We start from the raw sequence: 18332 nt of genomic DNA, 5'->3' as shown, positions 1-18332 counted from the left end.
AACACGTGCCCGAGGTGGGACTCGAACCGGGCCTCTTCCCCCGCAAATCCGCCCCTCCCCCGAAAACATCTGCAATCCAAGCCAGTCCGACGCCGGTACAACCGAATCCGAAGCCCAGGGTGTGGACACTGTCCACACCCTCTTTTGTGAGCACTTTGAGCCCCAACCCATCCGAGCTTGACGATCCTTTTGCGGCGCTGGGAATCCCTCTCCACCACCAGCTGCCGCGCAGGCCAACTGAGACGAGACGACGTTCCCAGGCTCAGCCGGAATCCGACTCACGAAATGGGCCGAGCAGTGATGTACTGAGCAAGCCGGGGACTCGGATTCATTGAACGTCATAGCGTTGCGACCTCCCTTCGACCATCTCATGGGCGCAGACAGGAGAAGAGAGCATGACCAAGACTCCGCTCTATTTAGCACGGAACAGCCCCGCGCCTTCCAGCACGACGGAATCTTCACTATCGGCGTTCCGAAATCACTCGGGAGTAGGGGCTCCGGGCCGTGCACGAAGGCCGAAACGTGTGAGCCGTTGAAGGGCTCGAAGCGGTTACTGAACCTGATAGAGAGCATTTTGCTGTCCTGTGCTGTTCCGCCGAGGCAGGCAAGGAGTCCGAACTCACGAAGTAGGGGCGACAATGTTTCTGGATGCGTCGGCTATGGCTGCCCAGACCCGCCGCTGCTGTTATGGAATTGTTGGACATTCAGAACGGTTGCCGTTTGGCTGGCGGGCCTCCGTTGTGGTCGTGCCGCTATGCGTGCGGCAATCGGGCCGGATGAAAACAGAGAAGCCGGCCGGTTTGCCGCCGGCCAGCTTCCTGAGAACCACTTAGAGCGGCTGGATGTTCTCCGCCTGCGGACCCTTAGGGCCCTGGGTGACGTCGAACTGCACCTTCTGGTTCTCGTCCAGGGAGCGGTAACCGCTGGATGCGATTGCTGAAAAGTGTGCGAACACGTCAGCGCTTCCGTCGTCGGGGGCGATGAAACCGAAGCCCTTTTCGGCGTTGAACCACTTGACCGTACCTGTTGCCATGCTTTTTTCCTTCACGGGTCGCGGGCCGGATCCACTTGTCGGATTGCCGTCCCCGCCACTCACATGCTGAGCCTATGTGCCAGTACCGGTACGGGCAACAGATTAGTCAAAAAGCGGAACCTGGATGAAGCGGTCTGCCCCACTGCCCACGGCGTAGTCGACCGCTCCACGCGCGCCTCTGGGATCCAGTCCTGTCCAACCGCGATCCCAGCCGCGGATTCTTCCACACACCCCGCCCCTCCAGGCCTCACCGCCTTACGGGAAAGAAGGTGACCTCTCCCCCGGCCGCTCCCCCGCCGCGGACAATAGCTTGACGAAAGGCCCATTATCGGCTTTCAAGAATTGGCCGCTGGAAGGGGTATTTTCGCGTCCGCGACACTGGTGTCCAGGCCTTTGTTCATGGCAAGGCACCGATGAGGCACGTGGTCTGAAAGCTTGGGCCAGAGCCTCAGGCGGGTTGTGGGTGCGGAACTGTAGGGACCTCTCCTTGGATCTGGTGCGCCCCCGTAGGCCTTTGATAAGGCAATTTCCTGCCTGTTCATTTCTCGTGCCGCATGCCGGGCGCGAACGGCCCAGCCGCGGATTGGCAGGACGGACGGGAGGCCGCCCGTCCTGCGGTCCTGTCAGGCCTCCGCGCCCACGCTGTGTTCCGCGGTCCGCTTGGTGTCCGGATGCTCGCCGTTCTGCCGTGCTGCTTCTTTTCGTCCCCAGCCGCCGGGCAGCAGTGCCACGGAGATGATGGAGATGGCCGAGACGATAAGGAGGTAGATAACGATCGAGTCGCTGGACTGGGTGGCTGCGAACAGGGCAGTTGCAATTGTTGGGGCGAATGCGGATCCGCAGATCTGGGAGATGGTGTATCCGACCGAGGCTCCTGTGTAGCGAACCTCCCTGGAAAAGACCATGGAAAACAAAGAGCCGGTTACACCTGAGGCGGGCGACATCGCGATACCGAAGATCAGCACCACGGCCAGGATGAAGTTGGCGGCGACACCGGTATTGATGAGCATGAAGGCCGGTCCGATGAGTACGCCCATGGCCACCGCGCCGGTGAGGTACATCGTTTTGCGACCGTACGTGTCGGAGAGGGCGCCGAAGACCGGCAAGAGGATGACGGCCACTAGTCCGGCGACGAAGATTCCGAGCAAGACGGTCGTTCGGTCGATTTTCACGATGGAGGTTGAGTAGTTCACCAGGTAGGACATGGTGATGTAGGCGAAGACGCCCTGGCTGAGGTAGGTCCCGGCGACGAGGAAGATCTCCTTGGGGTGGCGGCGGAAGGCTTCCTTGATGGGGAGTTTGACGAGTTCCTGCTTCTCGCGGGCGGCTGCGAAGGCCGGGCTTTCAGCGATGGCAAGTCGGATAACCAGTCCGACAATGACCAGGACGGCGCTAACGAGGAAGGGGAGCCGCCAGCCCCATGTGATGAATTGGTCACCGGGGAGCTGGGTGGCTCCGAGGAAGGCGATGGTGGCGAGGCTGGTGCCGGCGGGGGCGCCCATCTGGGGGAATGCTCCGTAAAAGCCCTTTTTACCCTTGGGCGCGTGTTCGACGGCCATGAGCGTGGCTCCGCCCCATTCACCGCCGACCATGAAGCCCTGGAAAATGCGCAGGACGGTCAGCAGAATTGGCGCGGCCATCCCGATCTGGGCGTAGCCGGGCAGAAGGCCCATCAGGAATGTCGCGGCGCCCATGCCAACGAGGGAGATGATGAGCATCTTCTTCCGGCCGACCCGGTCACCGAAGTGCCCGAAAACAATGCCACCCAGGGGCCGGGCGAGGAATCCGACGCCGAAGGTGGCGAAGGAGAGCAATGTGCCCATGAGCGGGCTGGCGTCGGGGAAAAACAGATTAGGAAAGACCAATGCTGCTGCTGTGCCGTAGATAAAGAAATCGTAGTATTCGACGCTGGTTCCGATGAAGCTTGCCATGGCAACCTTCATCGGGCCGGTGCGGCCTTCGCGAGCTGGGGATGTCTTCGCTGACATGGGGTTCCTTAGAACTGAGATAGGACATGGAAGGGAGCCCCGTACCCGGGGGCGTCCAGCGTGCAACCTGTGATCTCCTCGATCGCGGCGGTGCAAGCGATGGGTCCGTCCAGCGTGCTGCCATATTTCACAAGCGAAGTGCACATGTTCATTGATCGAACAATTTTCTTTGAACTGCAGGTCCCTTACTGGTCCCAGAGGAGAATCCTGGTTCCCTGGGCTGCACCTGAGTTGCCGCGCGCACAGCATGTTCTGATCCCGCGCCGGGAAAACGGCCACGCGGCTGAAAGGGCTAGTCCTGCCACCATTTTGTATCGACCGCGATCACATATTGGCCTGGGAACGCGGCGAGCGACCGGGTGCGGCTTCGGCTTCGCCGCTCCCGCGTCTGAAGGTCTTACTAGGGGGTGCGTCGGGACATTGCAGCTCCGAGTCCGCGGGAGATTCCTCTGCCGGCCGCCACTACTGCGGGCACAACGGAGTTCAGGTTCACTGTTCCGGCTGCCACAACAACCGAGAGCGCAGCAACGCACTCTCCGGAGGTGCCAAAGATGGCCGTTGCCACGGATTGTGCGTCCGGACTCGTCTCCTGGTTCACCAGTGCAAATCCTGTCCGCCTGTATTCGCCCAAGTCAGTTCGAAGCTTCTCGGGGTCGGTGATTGTAGTGGGCGTGTAGGCCTTTAAGCCCGCCGAGGTGACTTGCTGAAACAGGCTCTCACCGCCGTGCGCCAGTAGGACTTTCCCTACGCCGGAACTGTGCAGCGGCAGGCGACCCCCTACCTGGGAAACCAGCCCGAGTGCCTTGGATGCGGACATCCGCTCGATGACTACAGCTTCCAGGCCGTCGAGCACCGCCAGTTGGACGTGTTGCCGCAAGGCAGCGTGAAGATCCTCCATGAACGGCAAGGCGACTGTGCGGAGGGGGAGACTTCGGGGGGCAAGTGTGCCCAGTTCCCAGACCCGGATCCCGATGACGTACTTACCGTCGTCGGTACGCTCCAGTAGGCCTTCGGAGAGTAACTCCAGTGCCAGTCGCCGCACGGTGGGATGGGGCATGCCAGTGCGGCGGGTGAGATCGGCGAGCGTCAGGCTGCCGCCGCCGGCCTTGAAGGCAAAGAGTAGGGCGCTGAGGCGGGAGGCCACGCTGCGCCCAGGTTCGGTATTAAGCGGCATCCGACCTCCTGTCGGGTTTGGCAATCCACGAACCAGTTGTTCGTTCAGTGAACATTATCCTCCCATGCGGGAAAGGGGAACGGACTATGGATCCAACCCCACAGCACCGAGTGTCGGCGATGTGACACTCTTTCCCGAAAGGCATAAACATGACTTACGAAACGAACAGGACAGCGGAGCCGCAAGGTCCGCGCATCGTCATCCTGGGCGGCGGGATCGGCGGGCTGGCAGCAGCAGGCTTCCTGCACCGTGCCGGTCTTACCGCGACCGTTTACGAGCAGGCCCCCGAGTTGGGCGCCGTTGGAGCTGGCCTGGTTGTCTCCCCCAACGCCGTACGCCTGATCCGCCGCCTCGGCCATATCAATGCGTTCCTGGAAAAGGCCGTGCCCCTGGATGTCGGATGGGAATTCCGCCGCTGGGAGGACGGCGCAGTCCTGTCGTCCGAGCAGCTCACGGGCAGGTGCGAGGAACTCTACGGCGAACGAACCTATGTGGCCCACCGCGCAGATTTGCTGGATGCCGTTAAAGCGGCGGTCCCGTCCGAGTGGCTACGCCTGGGCAAACGCTGCGTGGAAGTTCAGCCACATGACAACGGCGCGAGGCTAACATTTGATGATGGCAGCACCGCCGATGCAGACGTCCTCATCGGCGCCGACGGAGTCCACTCGGTGGTGAGAAACGCGATTGCCGGCTCCGGCCCCGCAGAATATTCTGGCCTGTGCGCCTACCGCGCCATCGTGCCCATGGAAGATGCCCCCGAATTCGCACGTCGGGCAGCTCAGACCTTGTGGATCGGCCCGGACCATCACCTGGTGCACTATCCCATTTCTGGCGGCAGCGCCGTAAACATCGTGGCTTTCGGTCCCGCCGGCGATTTCACTGCGGAATCCTGGAGCACGAAATCGACTGTCGATGAACTGCTCGCCGAATTTGACGGCTGGGATCCCCGGCTCACGGAACTGATCCGGGCAGCCGGAACCCCGGGACGCTGGGCACTCCTGGACCGTGAACCGTTGACGCAATGGTCCTATGGCCGGCTCACTCTGCTCGGCGACGCAGCCCATCCCATGTTCCCTTTCTTCGCCCAGGGCGCCGCCCAGGCCATCGAAGACGGAGCCGCCCTAGCACAATGCTTGGCCGATGACCCGGAGGACCCGGCCCGCGCCCTGCGGACCTATGAAAAGGTCCGTATCAGCCGGACTACGAAGATCCAGCAGCTCAGCCGCGCCCGAAAACACATAAACCATCTGCCCGACGGCCCCGACCAGCGAGAGCGCGACGACACCTTGGCCCAGGGCGACCCCCTGGTCAGCAACGGTTGGCTCTACGGTCACGACGCGGAACTCGCAGCCAAGGAGGCGTTGGTCTGATGCCTACTTTTGAACATGTGACCCTGGGTCAGCGTGTACTGTTCGGCTCCGGCAAGGCAGCTGAAAACCTCGCCGCAGAGGTATCCCGGCTGGGGTCCACGCGCGTCATGGTGATTGCCTCCGAGTTCGAAGCGCAGATCGCTGCCGACGTGACGACCGGAATTGACGTCGCGTCCTTCTATGACGACGTTGCACCCCATGTACCCATCGAGAAGGCAGAAAAAGCGCGCTCGACGGCTGCGGAGCTGGGCATTGACTTGCTGGTCTGTGTCGGCGGCGGCTCAACCACGGGCTTGGCCAAAGCGGTCGCCATGACCACTGGGCTGCCCATCATCGCCGTCCCCACCACCTATGCCGGATCTGAAGCCACCAACGTCTGGGGGCTGACGGAAGCGTCCCGGAAAACCACCGGTGTGGACGACAGGGTACTGCCTGTCACGGTAATTTACGACGCAGCCCTGACGCTCTCCCTTCCGGTGGACCTCTCGGTCGCTTCAGGCCTGAACGCATTGGCCCACTGTGTTGATTCGATGTGGGCTCCACGTGCTGACCCGATTAACCAGGCCCTGGCAGCCGAAGGTATCCGCGCGCTGAACCAGGGTCTTCCGCTGATCAAGGATGACCCGTCAAGCGTCCCTGGCCGGGAACAGGCCCTGTACGGGGCGTACCTTTCCGCGGTCGCGTTCGCTTCCGCCGGCTCAGGGATGCACCACAAGATCTGCCACGTCCTGGGCGGCGCCTACAACATGCCCCATGCCCAAACACACGCCACTGTCCTGCCCTACGTCCTGGCATTCAACGCACCCTTCGCGGCGGATGCGGAGGCAAGAATCGCCGCCGCCTTCCGAACCGACAGCGCCATCAAGGGACTCAACGCCCTGCGCGAGACCCTTAACGCGCCCAAGGCCCTGAAAGACCACGGCCTGGCCGAGGAAAACATTCCCGAAGCGGTCGGGCTGATCCTGCCGGCAATCCCCGCCTCCAACCCGCGCCCGGTCACGGAGGAAAACCTCGAGGAACTCCTCCGCTCCGCCTACTCGGGCACCACCCCCGGACTCTAAGGAACCCGCCATGAGCATCCAGTCCTCAACACCGCAGATCTCCGCCGAGCAGGTTGCCGTCGAGCAACAGCTCGTGGACACCGTCGTCGCATCCTTCAGCAAGGCCGAGGACCAGCGCCTGAAGCAGCTTATGCAGTCCCTGACCCGGCACCTGCATAATTTTCTCCGCGAAGTGCGCCTCACCGAGGAGGAATGGAATGCAGCGATCGAGTTTCTCACCGCTGCCGGTCATATCACCGATGACAAACGCCAGGAGTTCGTGCTCCTCTCCGATGTCCTCGGCGCCTCCATGCAGACCATCGCCATCAACAACCAGGCATACAAGGGAGCCACCGAAGCCACGGTCTTCGGCCCGTTCTTTGTCGCCGACGCACCGGAAATCCCGATCGGTGGGGACATCGCCGGAGGTGCCAACGGCCAGCCATGCTGGGTCGAAGGCACCGTTACGGACACCGAGGGGCGCCCCGTCCCTGGCGCCCGCATTGAAGTCTGGGAAGCAGATGAAGACGGGTTCTACGACGTCCAGTACACGGACCAGCGTGTGGCCGGGCGCGCACACCTGAATGCTGATCAGGACGGGAAGTACGCGTTCTGGGGCCTCCGCCCGACCCCCTACCCGATCCCCCACGATGGGCCTGTCGGTAAAATGCTGGCAGCCGTGGGCCGCTCCCCCGTGCGCGCGTCCCATCTGCATTTCATGGTCACCGCTGACGGCCTGCGCCCCCTCGTGACGCACATCTTTGTCGAAGGAGACCCACAGATCGAGATTGGTGACTCAGTGTTCGGCGTCAAAGACTCGCTGATCAAGAAATTCGAAACGCAACCCCCCGGGACCCCCACTCCCGACGGCCGCGACCTGGACAACCAGTCCTGGGCCCGCACGCGCTTTGACATTGTCCTCGCCCCGGTTCTCTTTTGAGATGAGAGCTGCTAGTTCACCGTCCGATAGGGCGGGGTCGGATCCGGTGTCCGGCGCCGCCCTATCGCTGTTCTGTGCCGTGGCCCTGAGAAAGGCCGTGGAAGGGCAAATCCTTCCCGCCTTCACGGAGGCGACAGGAGCGGTCGTAGACGTCGTCTTCGAACCAACGGGTCTGCTTCTGCAGCGGATTGAAGCCGGTGCGCGGCCCGGGATCTTCGTAGGAATAACAGGGTCCCTGGAGGCCTCTGCTTTCACTGAGGTCTTCGACCTGCCAATGTGCCTGCCGGTCGCGAAGTCCGGAATAGGGGTTGCAGTGCCACCGGACGCCAACAGCCCGGATATTCGTTCAGTTGACGGGCTCATCAGTGCGCTGTCGGCCGCGCGCTCTGTCGCGTATTCGCGGAACGGACCGAGCGGGATCTACTTTTCCCGTGTGCTTTGGGAACTGGGCATAGCCGAGCAGGTGGATTCCCGGTCCACAATCGTTGACCAGGGGCCCACCGCGTACGCACTCCTCGACGGGCGGGCGGACATGGCCATCCATCAGTTGAGTGAACTGATGCTCGTTCCCGAGGCGACGGTCATCGGCCCACTCCCGGACGCCGTCCAGCATTACACCGAGTTCTCCGCGACATTGTCGCGTAAGGCCCGTAACGACGCCCTGGCCTCTTCCCTCTTTGACTTTATGACCGGCCCGTTGGCTGCACGCGCCTACCGTGAGACTGGCCTGCAGTCCCCCTAGTACGCCGTGCAGTGATCTGTTGGCCGGGGAGCAGCGCGCGGTGCCCAGAGACCCGGTGAACCAGGGATAAATCCTCCCGTTTCCACCAACGTCGAATTTCCTAATGGGCATTTCTTTCCCGAACCCCTCCGCCAGCTGATCTCCTGCGCGCGGCCTGCTGGCCTCACTTGCGGATGCTGGATGCTGCAACGGACGGCATCCGAAACCCATGCCGTCAATCGCAGCAGCATGAATGGCGGCGGTGCCTTTGAGCCAGGTACTTTTTGCCCCATGACGTCCTTATCGAAGCCGCCGGGCCCAGCTTCGGTCTTGCCATCAAAGCCGGTCATACCCGTGGGCCGCCTCTTCGTGCGAGGCGGTTGCTCCCGCGCGGGATCTGTGGGGAGGAACCCGGGGACCCCCAGAGCAGACAGGCAGCGGTCCCGGGGCTACAAGCCCGGGACCGCTGCCCCATGCACCTGAAACGCATCGTTTATGTCCGGCCGTTGACCCCTCTGCGGGCTACGATCACCCAGGCGGACACTGCCGCGAGCAAGGCTACTCCGTTGAAGACGTTCGCCACCCAGGTTTGGGCGCCCATTAGAGTCAGGCCGTTGCTGCCCACGGCAAGTAGAAATGCTCCGACGACTGTGCCCCATACGTTGAAGAAGCCCGGCCGTATGGTCGCTGCCCCCAGGAATGCTGCTGCGTAGGCCGGCAGCAAAAACTCCGGTCCCAGGGTGGGCGGTGCACTTCCGGACCGGGATGCCAGGAGGAATCCGGCGAACGAGGCCAGCAGCGCTGCCAGCACGAAGGATGAGGTGAGATAGCGCTCTGTTCGCACGCCGCTGAGGCGGGCTGCCGGGCGACCCATGCCCGTGGCCCGCAGATACCGGCCGAAAGGTGTGCGCTCCAGCAGATACCAGATGACAAGGACGAGAACGAGGGCGTACGTGATGACGATCTGGATGCGGGAGCCGGGCACGCTGGTGAGCCTGGCGAACTCTTCGGATTCAAGGGTCATCAGTGATCCGCGGGTGAGCAGCAAGTTCAGGCCGGCAAGGATGGTGGCCATTGCCAAGGTTCCGATGAAGGCATTGATGCCGATTTTGACGACGAAGAAGGCGTTCACGGCTCCGACCAGCAGGCCGAAAATGAGCGTTCCTGCCAGTACCAGCGGCAGGGGCATCCCGGCGTTCGATAGGGCGATGGAGAGAATTGAGGAAAAGCCCAGGACCGCTGCGATGGAGAGGTCAAATTCCCCGGCGGCCAGGGGAAGGATGGCAGCCAGGGCCAGGATGATGGGGATGGACTGGTCGGCGACGATTGCCATGAGGTTCCCCGCCGTCGGAAAGGTCCGGGGCATCAGCAGCGCAAAAATGGTGACGAGGAGAATCAGGAACACGATAACGCCGTAGCGGGTGAGAAATGCGGCCGGTCCTGGTCGGCTACGAGCCGGGCCCGGCTTCGGCCGGGCTTTCGTGATGGTGGAAACCATTGCTGTGGTGATCCTTTTCGTGGAGGGTGACGGGCTGCGGGACGTCATTGGTCCGCGCCGGCACAGAGGAGTGCAAGCTGTTTTTCGGTGATTTCGTCGGGGCCGGCGGCGGAGGCGGCTATGGCTCCGCGGTCAAGGACGATGACGCGGTCGCACAGGCCAACGAACTCGTCAAAGTCCGTCGATGCGACGACGACGGCTTTTCCGGTGGCTGCGAAGCCGCGGATGATGTTCCAGATTTCCTGCTTGGCCAAGGCGTCGACACCCTGCGTTGGCTCGTCGAGCAGGAGCACTTCTGTTGCCCGGCTGGCTGCTCTGGCGATAACGACCTTCTGTTGGTTACCGCCGGAGAGGGTGCTGATGGGGGACCGGATGTCTCCGGTCTTGACCTGGTAGGTTTCGGCAAGTCCTTGGGCCGAAAGCGATTCGGATTTCAGGCGCAGGAGTCCGCCTTTGAAGAAGGTGTCCAGGCTGCCCATGGTCAGGTTATCGGTGGTTGCCATGCCGAGAATGCATCCTTCGGCCCGGCGGTCCTGTGGCACGGAGACGACACCCCGTTTTACTGCGGTTCCCGGGTGGGTGGGGTGGTACGGCTGGCCGTTGAGTTTCATTGTTCCTTGGTGTGGGCGTTGCGCGCCGGAGAGCAGGCGGATTAGCTCGCTCCGCCCGCACCCGACGAGCCCTGCCACGCCGAGGATTTCACCTGCCCGGATTTGCAGGTTCACGTCCTGGAGCGTGGTTCCTTGGAGGTTGTTGACCTCGAGCACGACGGGTGTCCCGCTGAGGTCGGTCCGGCGTGGTTCTTTGGCTGCGATGGTTTGTCCTACGACCCTGGAGACGATGTCCGGGATCTGCAGTTGTGCTACAGCCTCTTCCACGACGAGTTCCCCGTCCCGAAGGACGATGAGGTTGTCTGCCAGCCGCTTGACTTCTTCTGTGCGGTGGCTGACGTAGATGACCGTACCGCCGTGGTCGCGCAGTCGCTCAACGGTGGCCATGACTGCGTGGACTTCATCGGCGGGAAGTGATGCCGTGGGTTCATCCAGGACCAGAACGTTCCTGGCGAACACGTCCTCGTCTTCGCCGTCGTGCTGGAACGCCCGGGCCATCCCGACCATGGTCCGCAGCGTCGGGCTGAGGTCAGCGACTTTGGTTTGCGGGTGAACCGGCAGGTCGAAACGCTGCAGGACCTGGGCGACATATTCGTCCTGCTCCCGCTGGGCGATGGGACCCAGTGCGGAGGGGGCTCTGAAGCGCCCGACCATGGCGAAGTTGTCCGATATGGTTAAGGGCCCCACCAGCCCGACTTCCTGGTGGAGGAACCGCAGCCCCAAGGTATGGGCGTGCTTCGGTGTCAGGTGCCCAGCGATCGGGGAGCCCGCGATGGTGATCCGGGATCCGGGATCGGGTCGGTATATTCCCGCGAGGATCTTGATCAGCGTCGATTTGCCGGAACCGTTCATGCCCAGCAGTGCGGTGATCTTTCCGCGTTCAAAGCCGGTGGTCACGGACTTGAGTGCTTTAGTGGCGCCGAAGGAGATACTCAGGTCTTCGCATGCGATGGCGTAGTTGGTCATCTTGGTGTCCTGGATCCGGGGCCAGCTGCTACTTGGCCGATTTCCAGGCGGTGAGGAACGCGTTTTTCCAGTCAGCGTCCCCATCCCATGGCACCGTAGTGACATTCGAGGAGGTGATCAGCTTGTTCGGCACCGTCCGCTGGCGTTCGGCCTCTGCAAGGGAACCGCTGAACAAGCGGTTCATCTGATCCACTGCGCTGTAGGCGATCCATTCGATCGAGTACCCGACTGAACCGGACACCGGCTTGTCTCCTGCCTGCAGGTCTTTCAGGGAGGAAGGGTCCGCGTTGTGGGACACGATCTTGATGTCGGGACTGGACGAGCGTTCGATGACGGGGGTGATCGCCGTGACGACAGGATCGTAGGCTGCCCAGACAGCGTTGACGTCTGGGTTGGCTGTCAGTGTGGCCTGGAACTCCTGGGGCAGGGTGGTCTGCAGTCCGGACAACTGGAATTCCATTTCCTTGACGATGGTGCAGGAGGGGCAGAATTCCTTTAGTCCTTCTGTGAAGCCTTTGTGCCAGCCGATGACGGCAGGGAACTGCGGGTCATTGATGGTGACGACGCGGCCGAGGCCGCCTGTTTCAACGGTGAGCAGGGCAGCGTTCATGCGGCCGGCCTGGACGTTGTCCGTGCCTGTTTGCGCATCAGCGAATTCCTTGGAGTTAGGCTCCATGGCGTTGACCACCTTGATTCCGGCGGCGCGGGCAAGGGCAACGTCGTCCTTGACCAGGATTTCCGGGATTGCCCCGAGCACGATGCCGTCGACTTTGAGCTGCATGGCGGTGCGGATGGCCTGACGCATCTTTTCAGGGTCCCCGGCCGGGTCGATCATGCGGGTGTCCCAGCCCAGCGTCTTGCCGGCCTCCTGCACGGAGTCGGCCACGCGCTTGCACCCTTCTGCCGCGTAGGTGCAGGGGATGACGACGATGGAGATGTCCCTGGCGATGGCAGGTGAGTCGGAGGCCAGAGTCGCCTCTGTGACTTTCGACTCGGACTTTTCGACAAAGTTCTTCGCCTGCGCTAACGCCTGCTGGCCGGCGCTGTCAAGGCCTTGGTCTGACTGGCCGGTAGAGGAGCCTGCGCAGGCGGCCAGGGAGAGGATCAGTGCGGTGGAGGCCCCAAGCGTCAGCGCTGTGGACCTGATTCTATTTTTGGGCATGTTCTTCCTTCGACGGTGTGAAGCAGCGGATGTGTGCGGTCCCCAGCCGGGGACCGCACGGTAGAACACGGCAGGGGGTGAAAGGGACGGGCTAAGAGGCCGAGCCAACTGGTTGTGCCGCGACGGCCTCCAGCGCAGCCCGGATCTCGTCGACTGTGGCTGTCTGTCCGAGCAACGAAAAGGTCTCAAGCGTCGCCTCGTGGGCGGCATCCGTTGCCGCAGCGCAGGCATCCGAGACGATGACCGCACGGTATCCGAGATTCACGGCATCCCGGGCCGTTCCTTCGACCGTGATGTTGGTGGCCACACCGGTGAAGAGCACCGTCTCAATGCCGAGGCGGCGCAGGATCGAATCCAAGGGCGTGACCGGGAACGCGGAAGTACCGGGGTGGCTGACCACCGGTTCAGAATCCAGTGGAGCCAGCTCCTCAATGATCTGCGCTCCGGAGCTTCCCTCCACGAGGGCGTTCAGGTCCTTGATGGCATGGCTGAGCCCGGTGTTCATGACGAGTTCGGGGTAGCCGGGCCGGAAGGCGGCGCGCGCCCAGATGACCGGAACGCCGGATTCCCTGGCGGCCTCGACCAGGATGCGGGTCCTGTCGATGACGCCGTGCCGCTGGACGGCCTCGGCGAAGAAAGGGGCGAACGCCCCCTGGGCGGTGACAATGTCCTGTTGCCAGTGCACGTTTACCAGTGCCGTGCGGGCGGGATCCAGCTGCAGCTCGTTGGTGGTCATGGCAGTGTCCTACTTTTCGTTCGGGCTGATGATGTAGTTGCTGAAGCCGCCGTGGCGGTTCTCGATGCCGTTGATCGCGTCGTTGACCTTCGCCAGCGGGTAGACCACGTTTTCGAAGATGGACAAGTCGACCATGCCGTTGGCGGCCATGGCTGCCATGTCCTGGCCCTCCCCTGCGGTGAACCAGACGGAGCCGATCAGCTGCTGCTGCTGGTCCATCATGTGGTGGACATCGATGGGGACGTCCCCTGCAGTGGCTCCGATGTTGACGGCCTTTCCGCCGCGGCGCAGGGATTTCATGCCCTGGATGAAGGGCTCGTGGGGTGTGCCAGGGCCAAGGGCGCTGATGTGGACGTCGACTCCGCCGTCCGTGACGCTGCGTACCCATTCATCGATCGGTCCGTCGAGGCTGGAGAACGTCTGGATCCGCTGGGGGGCCAGGGCGCGGACCCTTTCGAGCAGGGCGCGGTCACGTCCGATGCCCAGGATTTGTGTGGCGCCGAGGGCGAGTGCGTACAGGGCGGCGCCGAGGCCGAGGGTTCCGCTGATGCCGTTGATGAGCACGGTGGTGTCGGTCCCGACGTTGGCTTTACGCAGGGCGGAGTACGCGGTGCCAAGGTAGCCGAAACGGGCAGCGTGTTCGAAGCTGACCGAATCCGGCAGTTTAACCAGCGCATACTGCGGGGCGATCATGTACTCGGCCAGTCCGCCGTAAGGGTAGCGGTCCAGCATTTTGGTGGCCGTCGGCGTGAAGCCGAAGTAGCCGGAGAATGCGTAGCTGGTGCAGTTGATATGGTCTCCGCGGCGGCAGGCCAGGCATCCGCCGCAATGGCGACCCGGGTTGACGTACACCCGGTCCCCCGGCGCGAACCCGTGGACGTCGGAGCCTACCGCTTCGACGACGCCCGCCGGGTCGAGACCGAAAATGGCCGGCAGGGCGGGAAGGGGGTTCTGGGGAAACCAGGTCGTCCAGTTCGCGAGAATGTTCGCGAGGTTCGGCACGATGTTGCAGGCCTGCACAGATACCCGCACATCCGCCGGGCCGGGCTCGGGAAGGGGTACTTCCTCCAGCACCATCGGTGCTCCGACCTCGTGCATACGGGCTGACATCATTGTCCTGGTCACTATTCACTCCTGTGGGATGTTTGAGGGCCGGCTTCACGCCGTTGACTTCAATATAAGAGCCTCTGATGTGACGGGTGACACGCATGCCCACTCAGTGGGAAACTAGTCTGCAAGAGGCGAATAAGAGCCTCTGACATGTAAGGAGCGTCCAATGGCGGGCAACAGCTCAACTCCCGGGCAGTCGGTGTCCGCAAAAATTTTTCTCGTTCTGGACGCCTTCGCCGGGGAGCGCACGGTGCTGTCGATGTCCGACATCGCACGTTTCACGGCCCTGCCCACCAGCACGGTCCATCGCCTCATCCAGGACATGGTCACCTGGGGCGGCCTCGAGCGCACATCCGGCGGCGGCTATGCCATCGGAGTCAGGCTCTGGGAGATAGCGGCAAGGTCCAACCGCAGCTACGGCCTGAGGGAGGCGGCCATGCCATTCCTCCAAAGCCTCTGGGAAACGACGAAGGCGCATGTGCTAATCGCCGTCATGGACGGCACTGATGCTCTTTTGATAGAGCGGATCGCCGGAACCCGCGGAGTGCCCGCAGCCGGCCGGGCCGGGGGCAGGCTGCCGCTTCACGCCAGCTCCTCCGGAAAGGTCTTGCTGGCATACGCCGAACCTGAGATCCGGGACGCCGTGCTGGCTTCACCCTTGGCCCGTTACACAACGAATACACATACCGACCCGGAGGTCCTTCGTCTGGAACTGGACCGCATCAGGAACGATGGCGTGGCCACGTCAGAGAACGAATTGACCCCGGGATCAGTTTCCTGCGCGGCCCCCGTGTTCGGTCCGCCGGAAGTGGGCATCGCTGCGGTGTCACTCCTGAGTTCACCAGGGGCCAGGGACCTGAAAGAGATGAAACTCCTCGTGCAGATGGCCGCGCGCGGACTCTCCCACGCCCTCGCCGGCAGCCACGCCGCCACCACCATCAGCCCCCGTTTGCACCGGCAGGCAGGGAGCTAGACGGTATAGGGCAGGATAGCCGCCGCAGCACGCCTACCGCAGCGGTTCAGGGCCGTCGGCCAAAAGATTCTGGACGCAGGCCTCCATCGTTTCGCGCAGGCGCCTGATCTGGGCATCACTGAGCCCGGCGAGCATCTGCTTCTCGATTCGGTCAGCGGCTTCCTCGCTGCGTGCAAGGACAGCCTCGCCCGCAGCCGTGAGGAAGTTACGCAGAATCCGCTGATGCCCCGCATCGGCACGCCGCTCGATGAAACCACTGCGCTCGAAAGAGGCGACCATTACCTGCATCGACTGAGCTGTGACGAAAGACCGGCGGGCCAGCTGAGCCGATGAAAGGCCCGGACTTCTCCGCAAAATACTCAGGGCGGCGTATTGCGGCGTGGTCAGCCCCTGTTCCTGCATGATCGCATCCAGGTCCCGCCGGACCGCCGACTCCAGGCGCTTCACCAGATAGGTCACACGGGCGTGCGGTTCGTCAGTAACGTGCTCCCCGGGACGGCCGGCGCCGGAAACTTCTGCAGACATGGTTGACAGCTTATCAGAATGACTGATATCTCTTGTATCAGAAACACTGATATTCATTCCGGAGCCCGACGCATCCTGTGATGGGCCGAATCCGGGACCACATCCACCCACTCATTCCGCTGAAGGATTGTCATGACAGTTGAAAACACCACGCCCCAGGAGCCTTGGGGCAACACCGTTCTCGTCGAGTTCGACGAGAACCGCATCGCCTGGGTCCGCTTCAACCGCCCGGAAAAGCGCAATGCAATGAATCCGACGCTGAACCGTGAAATGTACGCCACGCTCGAATACCTCGAAACGGACGACAGGTGCGCAGTCCTAGTCCTGACCGGAACCGAAGAGTCCTGGTCCGCGGGGATGGACCTGAAGGAGTATTTCCGCGAAACGGACGGCAAGCCCCGTTCAATACAGAACAAGGTCCGCACCGAGGGGACGAACTGGCAGTACCGCAAACTGCTCAGCTACCCCAAGCCGACCATCGCCATGGTCAGCGGCTGGTGCTTCGGTGGCGCATTTGTGCCCCTGGTTTCCTGCGACTTGGCCATTGCCGCCGAAGATGCAACCTTCGGCCTTTCCGAAGTGAACTGGGGCGTCACTCCCGGCAACCTGGTGACCCGGGCCCTGGCCGAGACCATCCCGACCCGGGACGCGATGTACTACATCATGACCGGCGAACAGTTCGATGGCCGCCGGGCCTCCCAGATGCGGCTGGTCAACGAGGCCGTCCCGGCCGATCAACTGCGCGAACGCACCATTGCGCTGGCCAAGCAGCTGACGAGCCTCAGCCAGTGGGTGGTCCGCGGTACCAAGATGGGCTTCCGGCACTCCCGGCTCATGTCTTGGGAAACTGCTGAAGACTTCCTGTACGCCAAGCACGACCAGGCCATCCTGTTCGACACCGACGCCAGGGAACAGGGCATGACGCAGTTCCTGGACGAGAAGACCTACCGGCCCGGCCTGGGCACCTACACCACCGCGACCGCAGAGTAAGCAGCCCGTGATGACCACAACAACAGACATTGTCAGAGTCCCTCTCAGGATCGCCGGCGAGGCCGCCGATCCCGCCAGCGGACGCTACTTTAACAAGATCCAGCGCTTGACCGGGGCGACGGTGGCTACCGTCGCGGCGGCTGGACGAGCCGATGCCGAGCGTGCCGTCGACGCTGCAGCTGCCGCCGCTCCGGTATGGGCCGCCACCCCGCCAGCCCAGCGCCGAAAGATCCTGGAGGCAGCAGCAACGCTGCTGACCGAGCGCAGCCACGACATCGCTGCTGTCATGGGTAAGGAAATGGGAGCTGCAGCTGCATGGTGCCACTTCAACGCCATGCTCGCCGCCAACATGCTCCGCGAAGCCGCCGCCCAGGTCTACTCGACGGTCGGCCAGGTTATCCCTTCAGACGTGCCAGGACTCTCCGCGACGGCTGTACGTGAACCCGTCGGCGTCGTTGTCGGTATCGCCCCGTGGAACGCGCCGCTGATCCTTGGAGTGCGCGCTGTGGCCATGCCGTTGGCGTTCGGGAACACCGTGGTACTGAAAGCCTCCGAAGAGACTCCGGCGACACACTCCGCGATCATCGAATGCCTGATCGACGCCGGCCTGCCGGCCGGCGTGGCCAACCTGATCACCAACGCACCCGAAGACGCCGCCGACGTCGTCGACGCCCTGGTCACCCATAAAGCGGTCCGGGTCATCAACTTCACCGGGTCCACGAAGGTTGGCCGGATCATTGCCGAAAAGGCCGGCAGGCACCTGAAGCGCTCCGTCATGGAGCTGGGCGGCAAAGCCCCGTTCATCGTGCTCAAAGACGCAGACCTGGAGGCCGCCGCTGCAGCCGCATCCTTCGGGGCGTTCATGAACCAGGGCCAAATCTGCATGTCCACCGAACGGATCATCGTGGACAAGGCCGTCGCAGCGGAGTTCAGCCAGTTGCTGGCCGAGCGGGCCGCCAAGCTGGTCGTAGGCGATCCCGGAGAACCCGCAACACAGCTCGGCCCGCTGGTTCACGAGGCATCCGTCGAACACGTCACCGCTCTGGTTCGCGACGCTGTCGAAAAGGGTGCAACAGTCCTTACAGGCGGCGAAGCCGACGGGCTGTACTTCCCCGCAACAGTCCTCACAGGTGTCACCAAGGCCGCCAGGATCTACACCGAGGAGTCCTTCGGCCCGCTGGCGCCGATCATTGAGGTTGACGGCGCCGACGAAGCCATTGAAGTTGCAAACGACTCGGAGTACGGTCTGGCCGCGGCCCTGTTCACCAGCGACGTCAGCCGCGGAATGGGGCTGGCGCGACGCATTCAGTCCGGCATTTGCCACATCAACGGAGCCACCGTCCACGATGAGGCACAGATGCCTTTCGGCGGAGTAAAGTCCAGCGGCTTCGGGCGCTTCGGTTCCGCAGCTTCCCTGGAAGAATTCACCGAACTGCGGTGGATCACCGTTTCAACCGAAGAACGCCACTACCCTATCTAGTCAATGGAGACACTT

At 62.8% G+C, this 18332-nt stretch carries 16 protein-coding genes; 7 read left to right on the top strand and 9 right to left on the bottom strand.

Going from position 1 to position 18332, the window contains the following annotated elements:
* Positions 1 to 829: 829 nt before the first annotated feature.
* From cspE to QFZ23_RS10200, 3 genes are all read right to left on the bottom strand, one after another.
* A complete protein-coding gene (gene cspE, locus QFZ23_RS10210; RefSeq protein ID WP_104046164.1) occupies positions 830 to 1033 on the bottom strand; it encodes a transcription antiterminator/RNA stability regulator CspE in 204 nt (67 codons plus the stop codon).
* A 623-nt stretch (positions 1034 to 1656) separates the two neighbouring features.
* Positions 1657 to 3021 carry an MFS transporter gene (locus QFZ23_RS10205; RefSeq protein ID WP_306922650.1) on the bottom strand — a complete coding sequence of 455 codons (1365 nt, stop codon included), beginning with the start codon at positions 3019 to 3021 and terminating at the stop codon, positions 1657 to 1659.
* A 400-nt stretch (positions 3022 to 3421) separates the two neighbouring features.
* The gene (locus tag QFZ23_RS10200; RefSeq protein WP_306922649.1) at positions 3422 to 4195 is read right to left on the bottom strand and encodes an IclR family transcriptional regulator; all 774 of its coding nucleotides are present in this window, start codon (positions 4193 to 4195) and stop codon (positions 3422 to 3424) included.
* Positions 4196 to 4344: 149 nt separating this feature from the next.
* Here QFZ23_RS10200 and QFZ23_RS10195 point away from each other — a divergent pair, with 149 nt between their 5' ends.
* Genes QFZ23_RS10195 through QFZ23_RS10180 form a run of 4 tightly spaced genes read left to right on the top strand, consistent with a single transcriptional unit; the run spans position 4345 to position 8287 of the window.
* Entirely contained in the window at positions 4345 to 5565 is a 1221-nt protein-coding gene (locus tag QFZ23_RS10195; protein WP_306922647.1) for an FAD-dependent monooxygenase, read from the top strand.
* Positions 5565 to 6626: a maleylacetate reductase gene (locus QFZ23_RS10190; protein ID WP_306922646.1), complete on the top strand. Its 1062-nt coding sequence runs from the start codon at positions 5565 to 5567 to the stop codon at positions 6624 to 6626. The genes QFZ23_RS10195 and QFZ23_RS10190 overlap by 1 nt, the downstream gene beginning before the upstream one ends.
* Positions 6627 to 6636: 10 nt before the next feature.
* A complete protein-coding gene (locus QFZ23_RS10185) occupies positions 6637 to 7545 on the top strand; it encodes an intradiol ring-cleavage dioxygenase (RefSeq protein WP_306922644.1) in 909 nt (302 codons plus the stop codon).
* Between the two features lies 1 nt (position 7546).
* Entirely contained in the window at positions 7547 to 8287 is a 741-nt protein-coding gene (locus QFZ23_RS10180; RefSeq protein WP_306922642.1) for a molybdate ABC transporter substrate-binding protein, read from the top strand.
* 472 nt (positions 8288 to 8759) lie between these two features.
* Here QFZ23_RS10180 and QFZ23_RS10175 read toward each other — a convergent pair whose 3' ends face one another.
* From QFZ23_RS10175 to QFZ23_RS10155, 5 genes are all read right to left on the bottom strand, one after another.
* On the bottom strand, positions 8760 to 9764 hold the full coding sequence (locus QFZ23_RS10175) for an ABC transporter permease (RefSeq protein ID WP_306922640.1): 1005 nt from the start codon (positions 9762 to 9764) through the stop codon (positions 8760 to 8762).
* A 44-nt stretch (positions 9765 to 9808) separates the two neighbouring features.
* Positions 9809 to 11341 carry a sugar ABC transporter ATP-binding protein gene (locus QFZ23_RS10170; protein ID WP_306922638.1) on the bottom strand — a complete coding sequence of 511 codons (1533 nt, stop codon included), beginning with the start codon at positions 11339 to 11341 and terminating at the stop codon, positions 9809 to 9811.
* A gap of 28 nt (positions 11342 to 11369) precedes the next feature.
* A complete protein-coding gene (locus tag QFZ23_RS10165; RefSeq protein ID WP_306922636.1) occupies positions 11370 to 12503 on the bottom strand; it encodes a sugar ABC transporter substrate-binding protein in 1134 nt (377 codons plus the stop codon).
* 91 nt (positions 12504 to 12594) lie between these two features.
* Entirely contained in the window at positions 12595 to 13239 is a 645-nt protein-coding gene (locus QFZ23_RS10160; RefSeq protein WP_306922635.1) for a cysteine hydrolase family protein, read from the bottom strand.
* A 9-nt stretch (positions 13240 to 13248) separates the two neighbouring features.
* Positions 13249 to 14364 (bottom strand): alcohol dehydrogenase catalytic domain-containing protein, encoded by a 1116-nt coding sequence (locus tag QFZ23_RS10155; protein ID WP_306922633.1) that lies wholly within the window; start codon positions 14362 to 14364, stop codon positions 13249 to 13251.
* Positions 14365 to 14515: 151 nt separating this feature from the next.
* Between QFZ23_RS10155 and QFZ23_RS10150 the strand changes: the two genes are divergently transcribed.
* Positions 14516 to 15322, top strand: a complete 807-nt coding sequence (locus tag QFZ23_RS10150; RefSeq protein ID WP_306922632.1) for an IclR family transcriptional regulator — start codon at positions 14516 to 14518, stop codon at positions 15320 to 15322.
* Between the two features lie 33 nt (positions 15323 to 15355).
* Here QFZ23_RS10150 and QFZ23_RS10145 read toward each other — a convergent pair whose 3' ends face one another.
* The gene (locus QFZ23_RS10145; protein WP_306922630.1) at positions 15356 to 15847 is read right to left on the bottom strand and encodes a MarR family winged helix-turn-helix transcriptional regulator; all 492 of its coding nucleotides are present in this window, start codon (positions 15845 to 15847) and stop codon (positions 15356 to 15358) included.
* Between the two features lie 132 nt (positions 15848 to 15979).
* Here QFZ23_RS10145 and QFZ23_RS10140 point away from each other — a divergent pair, with 132 nt between their 5' ends.
* Together QFZ23_RS10140 and QFZ23_RS10135 are read left to right on the top strand one after the other, a co-directional pair.
* The gene (locus QFZ23_RS10140; RefSeq protein WP_306922628.1) at positions 15980 to 16837 is read left to right on the top strand and encodes a p-hydroxycinnamoyl CoA hydratase/lyase; all 858 of its coding nucleotides are present in this window, start codon (positions 15980 to 15982) and stop codon (positions 16835 to 16837) included.
* A 10-nt stretch (positions 16838 to 16847) separates the two neighbouring features.
* On the top strand, positions 16848 to 18317 hold the full coding sequence (locus QFZ23_RS10135; protein ID WP_306922626.1) for an aldehyde dehydrogenase: 1470 nt from the start codon (positions 16848 to 16850) through the stop codon (positions 18315 to 18317).
* Positions 18318 to 18332 lie beyond the last annotated feature (15 nt).

Source organism: Arthrobacter globiformis, assembly GCF_030818015.1.
Taxonomy (GTDB): Bacteria; Actinomycetota; Actinomycetes; order Actinomycetales; family Micrococcaceae; genus Arthrobacter; species Arthrobacter globiformis_C.
Note: the sequence above shows the minus strand (reverse complement) of the source record. Positions and strands in the feature narration are given on the sequence as shown.

Coding starts and splice junctions, on each gene's coding strand:
- QFZ23_RS10185 (WP_306922644.1), top strand. CDS start 6,637: ATGAGCATCCAGTCCTCAACACCGCAGATCTCCGCCGAGCAGGTTGCC.
- cspE (WP_104046164.1), bottom strand. CDS start 1,033: ATGGCAACAGGTACGGTCAAGTGGTTCAACGCCGAAAAGGGCTTCGGT.
- QFZ23_RS10165 (WP_306922636.1), bottom strand. CDS start 12,503: ATGCCCAAAAATAGAATCAGGTCCACAGCGCTGACGCTTGGGGCCTCC.
- QFZ23_RS10175 (WP_306922640.1), bottom strand. CDS start 9,764: ATGGTTTCCACCATCACGAAAGCCCGGCCGAAGCCGGGCCCGGCTCGT.
- QFZ23_RS10160 (WP_306922635.1), bottom strand. CDS start 13,239: ATGACCACCAACGAGCTGCAGCTGGATCCCGCCCGCACGGCACTGGTA.
- QFZ23_RS10140 (WP_306922628.1), top strand. CDS start 15,980: ATGACAGTTGAAAACACCACGCCCCAGGAGCCTTGGGGCAACACCGTT.
- QFZ23_RS10150 (WP_306922632.1), top strand. CDS start 14,516: ATGGCGGGCAACAGCTCAACTCCCGGGCAGTCGGTGTCCGCAAAAATT.
- QFZ23_RS10180 (WP_306922642.1), top strand. CDS start 7,547: ATGAGAGCTGCTAGTTCACCGTCCGATAGGGCGGGGTCGGATCCGGTG.
- QFZ23_RS10145 (WP_306922630.1), bottom strand. CDS start 15,847: ATGTCTGCAGAAGTTTCCGGCGCCGGCCGTCCCGGGGAGCACGTTACT.
- QFZ23_RS10205 (WP_306922650.1), bottom strand. CDS start 3,021: ATGTCAGCGAAGACATCCCCAGCTCGCGAAGGCCGCACCGGCCCGATG.
- QFZ23_RS10135 (WP_306922626.1), top strand. CDS start 16,848: ATGACCACAACAACAGACATTGTCAGAGTCCCTCTCAGGATCGCCGGC.
- QFZ23_RS10195 (WP_306922647.1), top strand. CDS start 4,345: ATGACTTACGAAACGAACAGGACAGCGGAGCCGCAAGGTCCGCGCATC.
- QFZ23_RS10190 (WP_306922646.1), top strand. CDS start 5,565: ATGCCTACTTTTGAACATGTGACCCTGGGTCAGCGTGTACTGTTCGGC.
- QFZ23_RS10200 (WP_306922649.1), bottom strand. CDS start 4,195: ATGCCGCTTAATACCGAACCTGGGCGCAGCGTGGCCTCCCGCCTCAGC.
- QFZ23_RS10170 (WP_306922638.1), bottom strand. CDS start 11,341: ATGACCAACTACGCCATCGCATGCGAAGACCTGAGTATCTCCTTCGGC.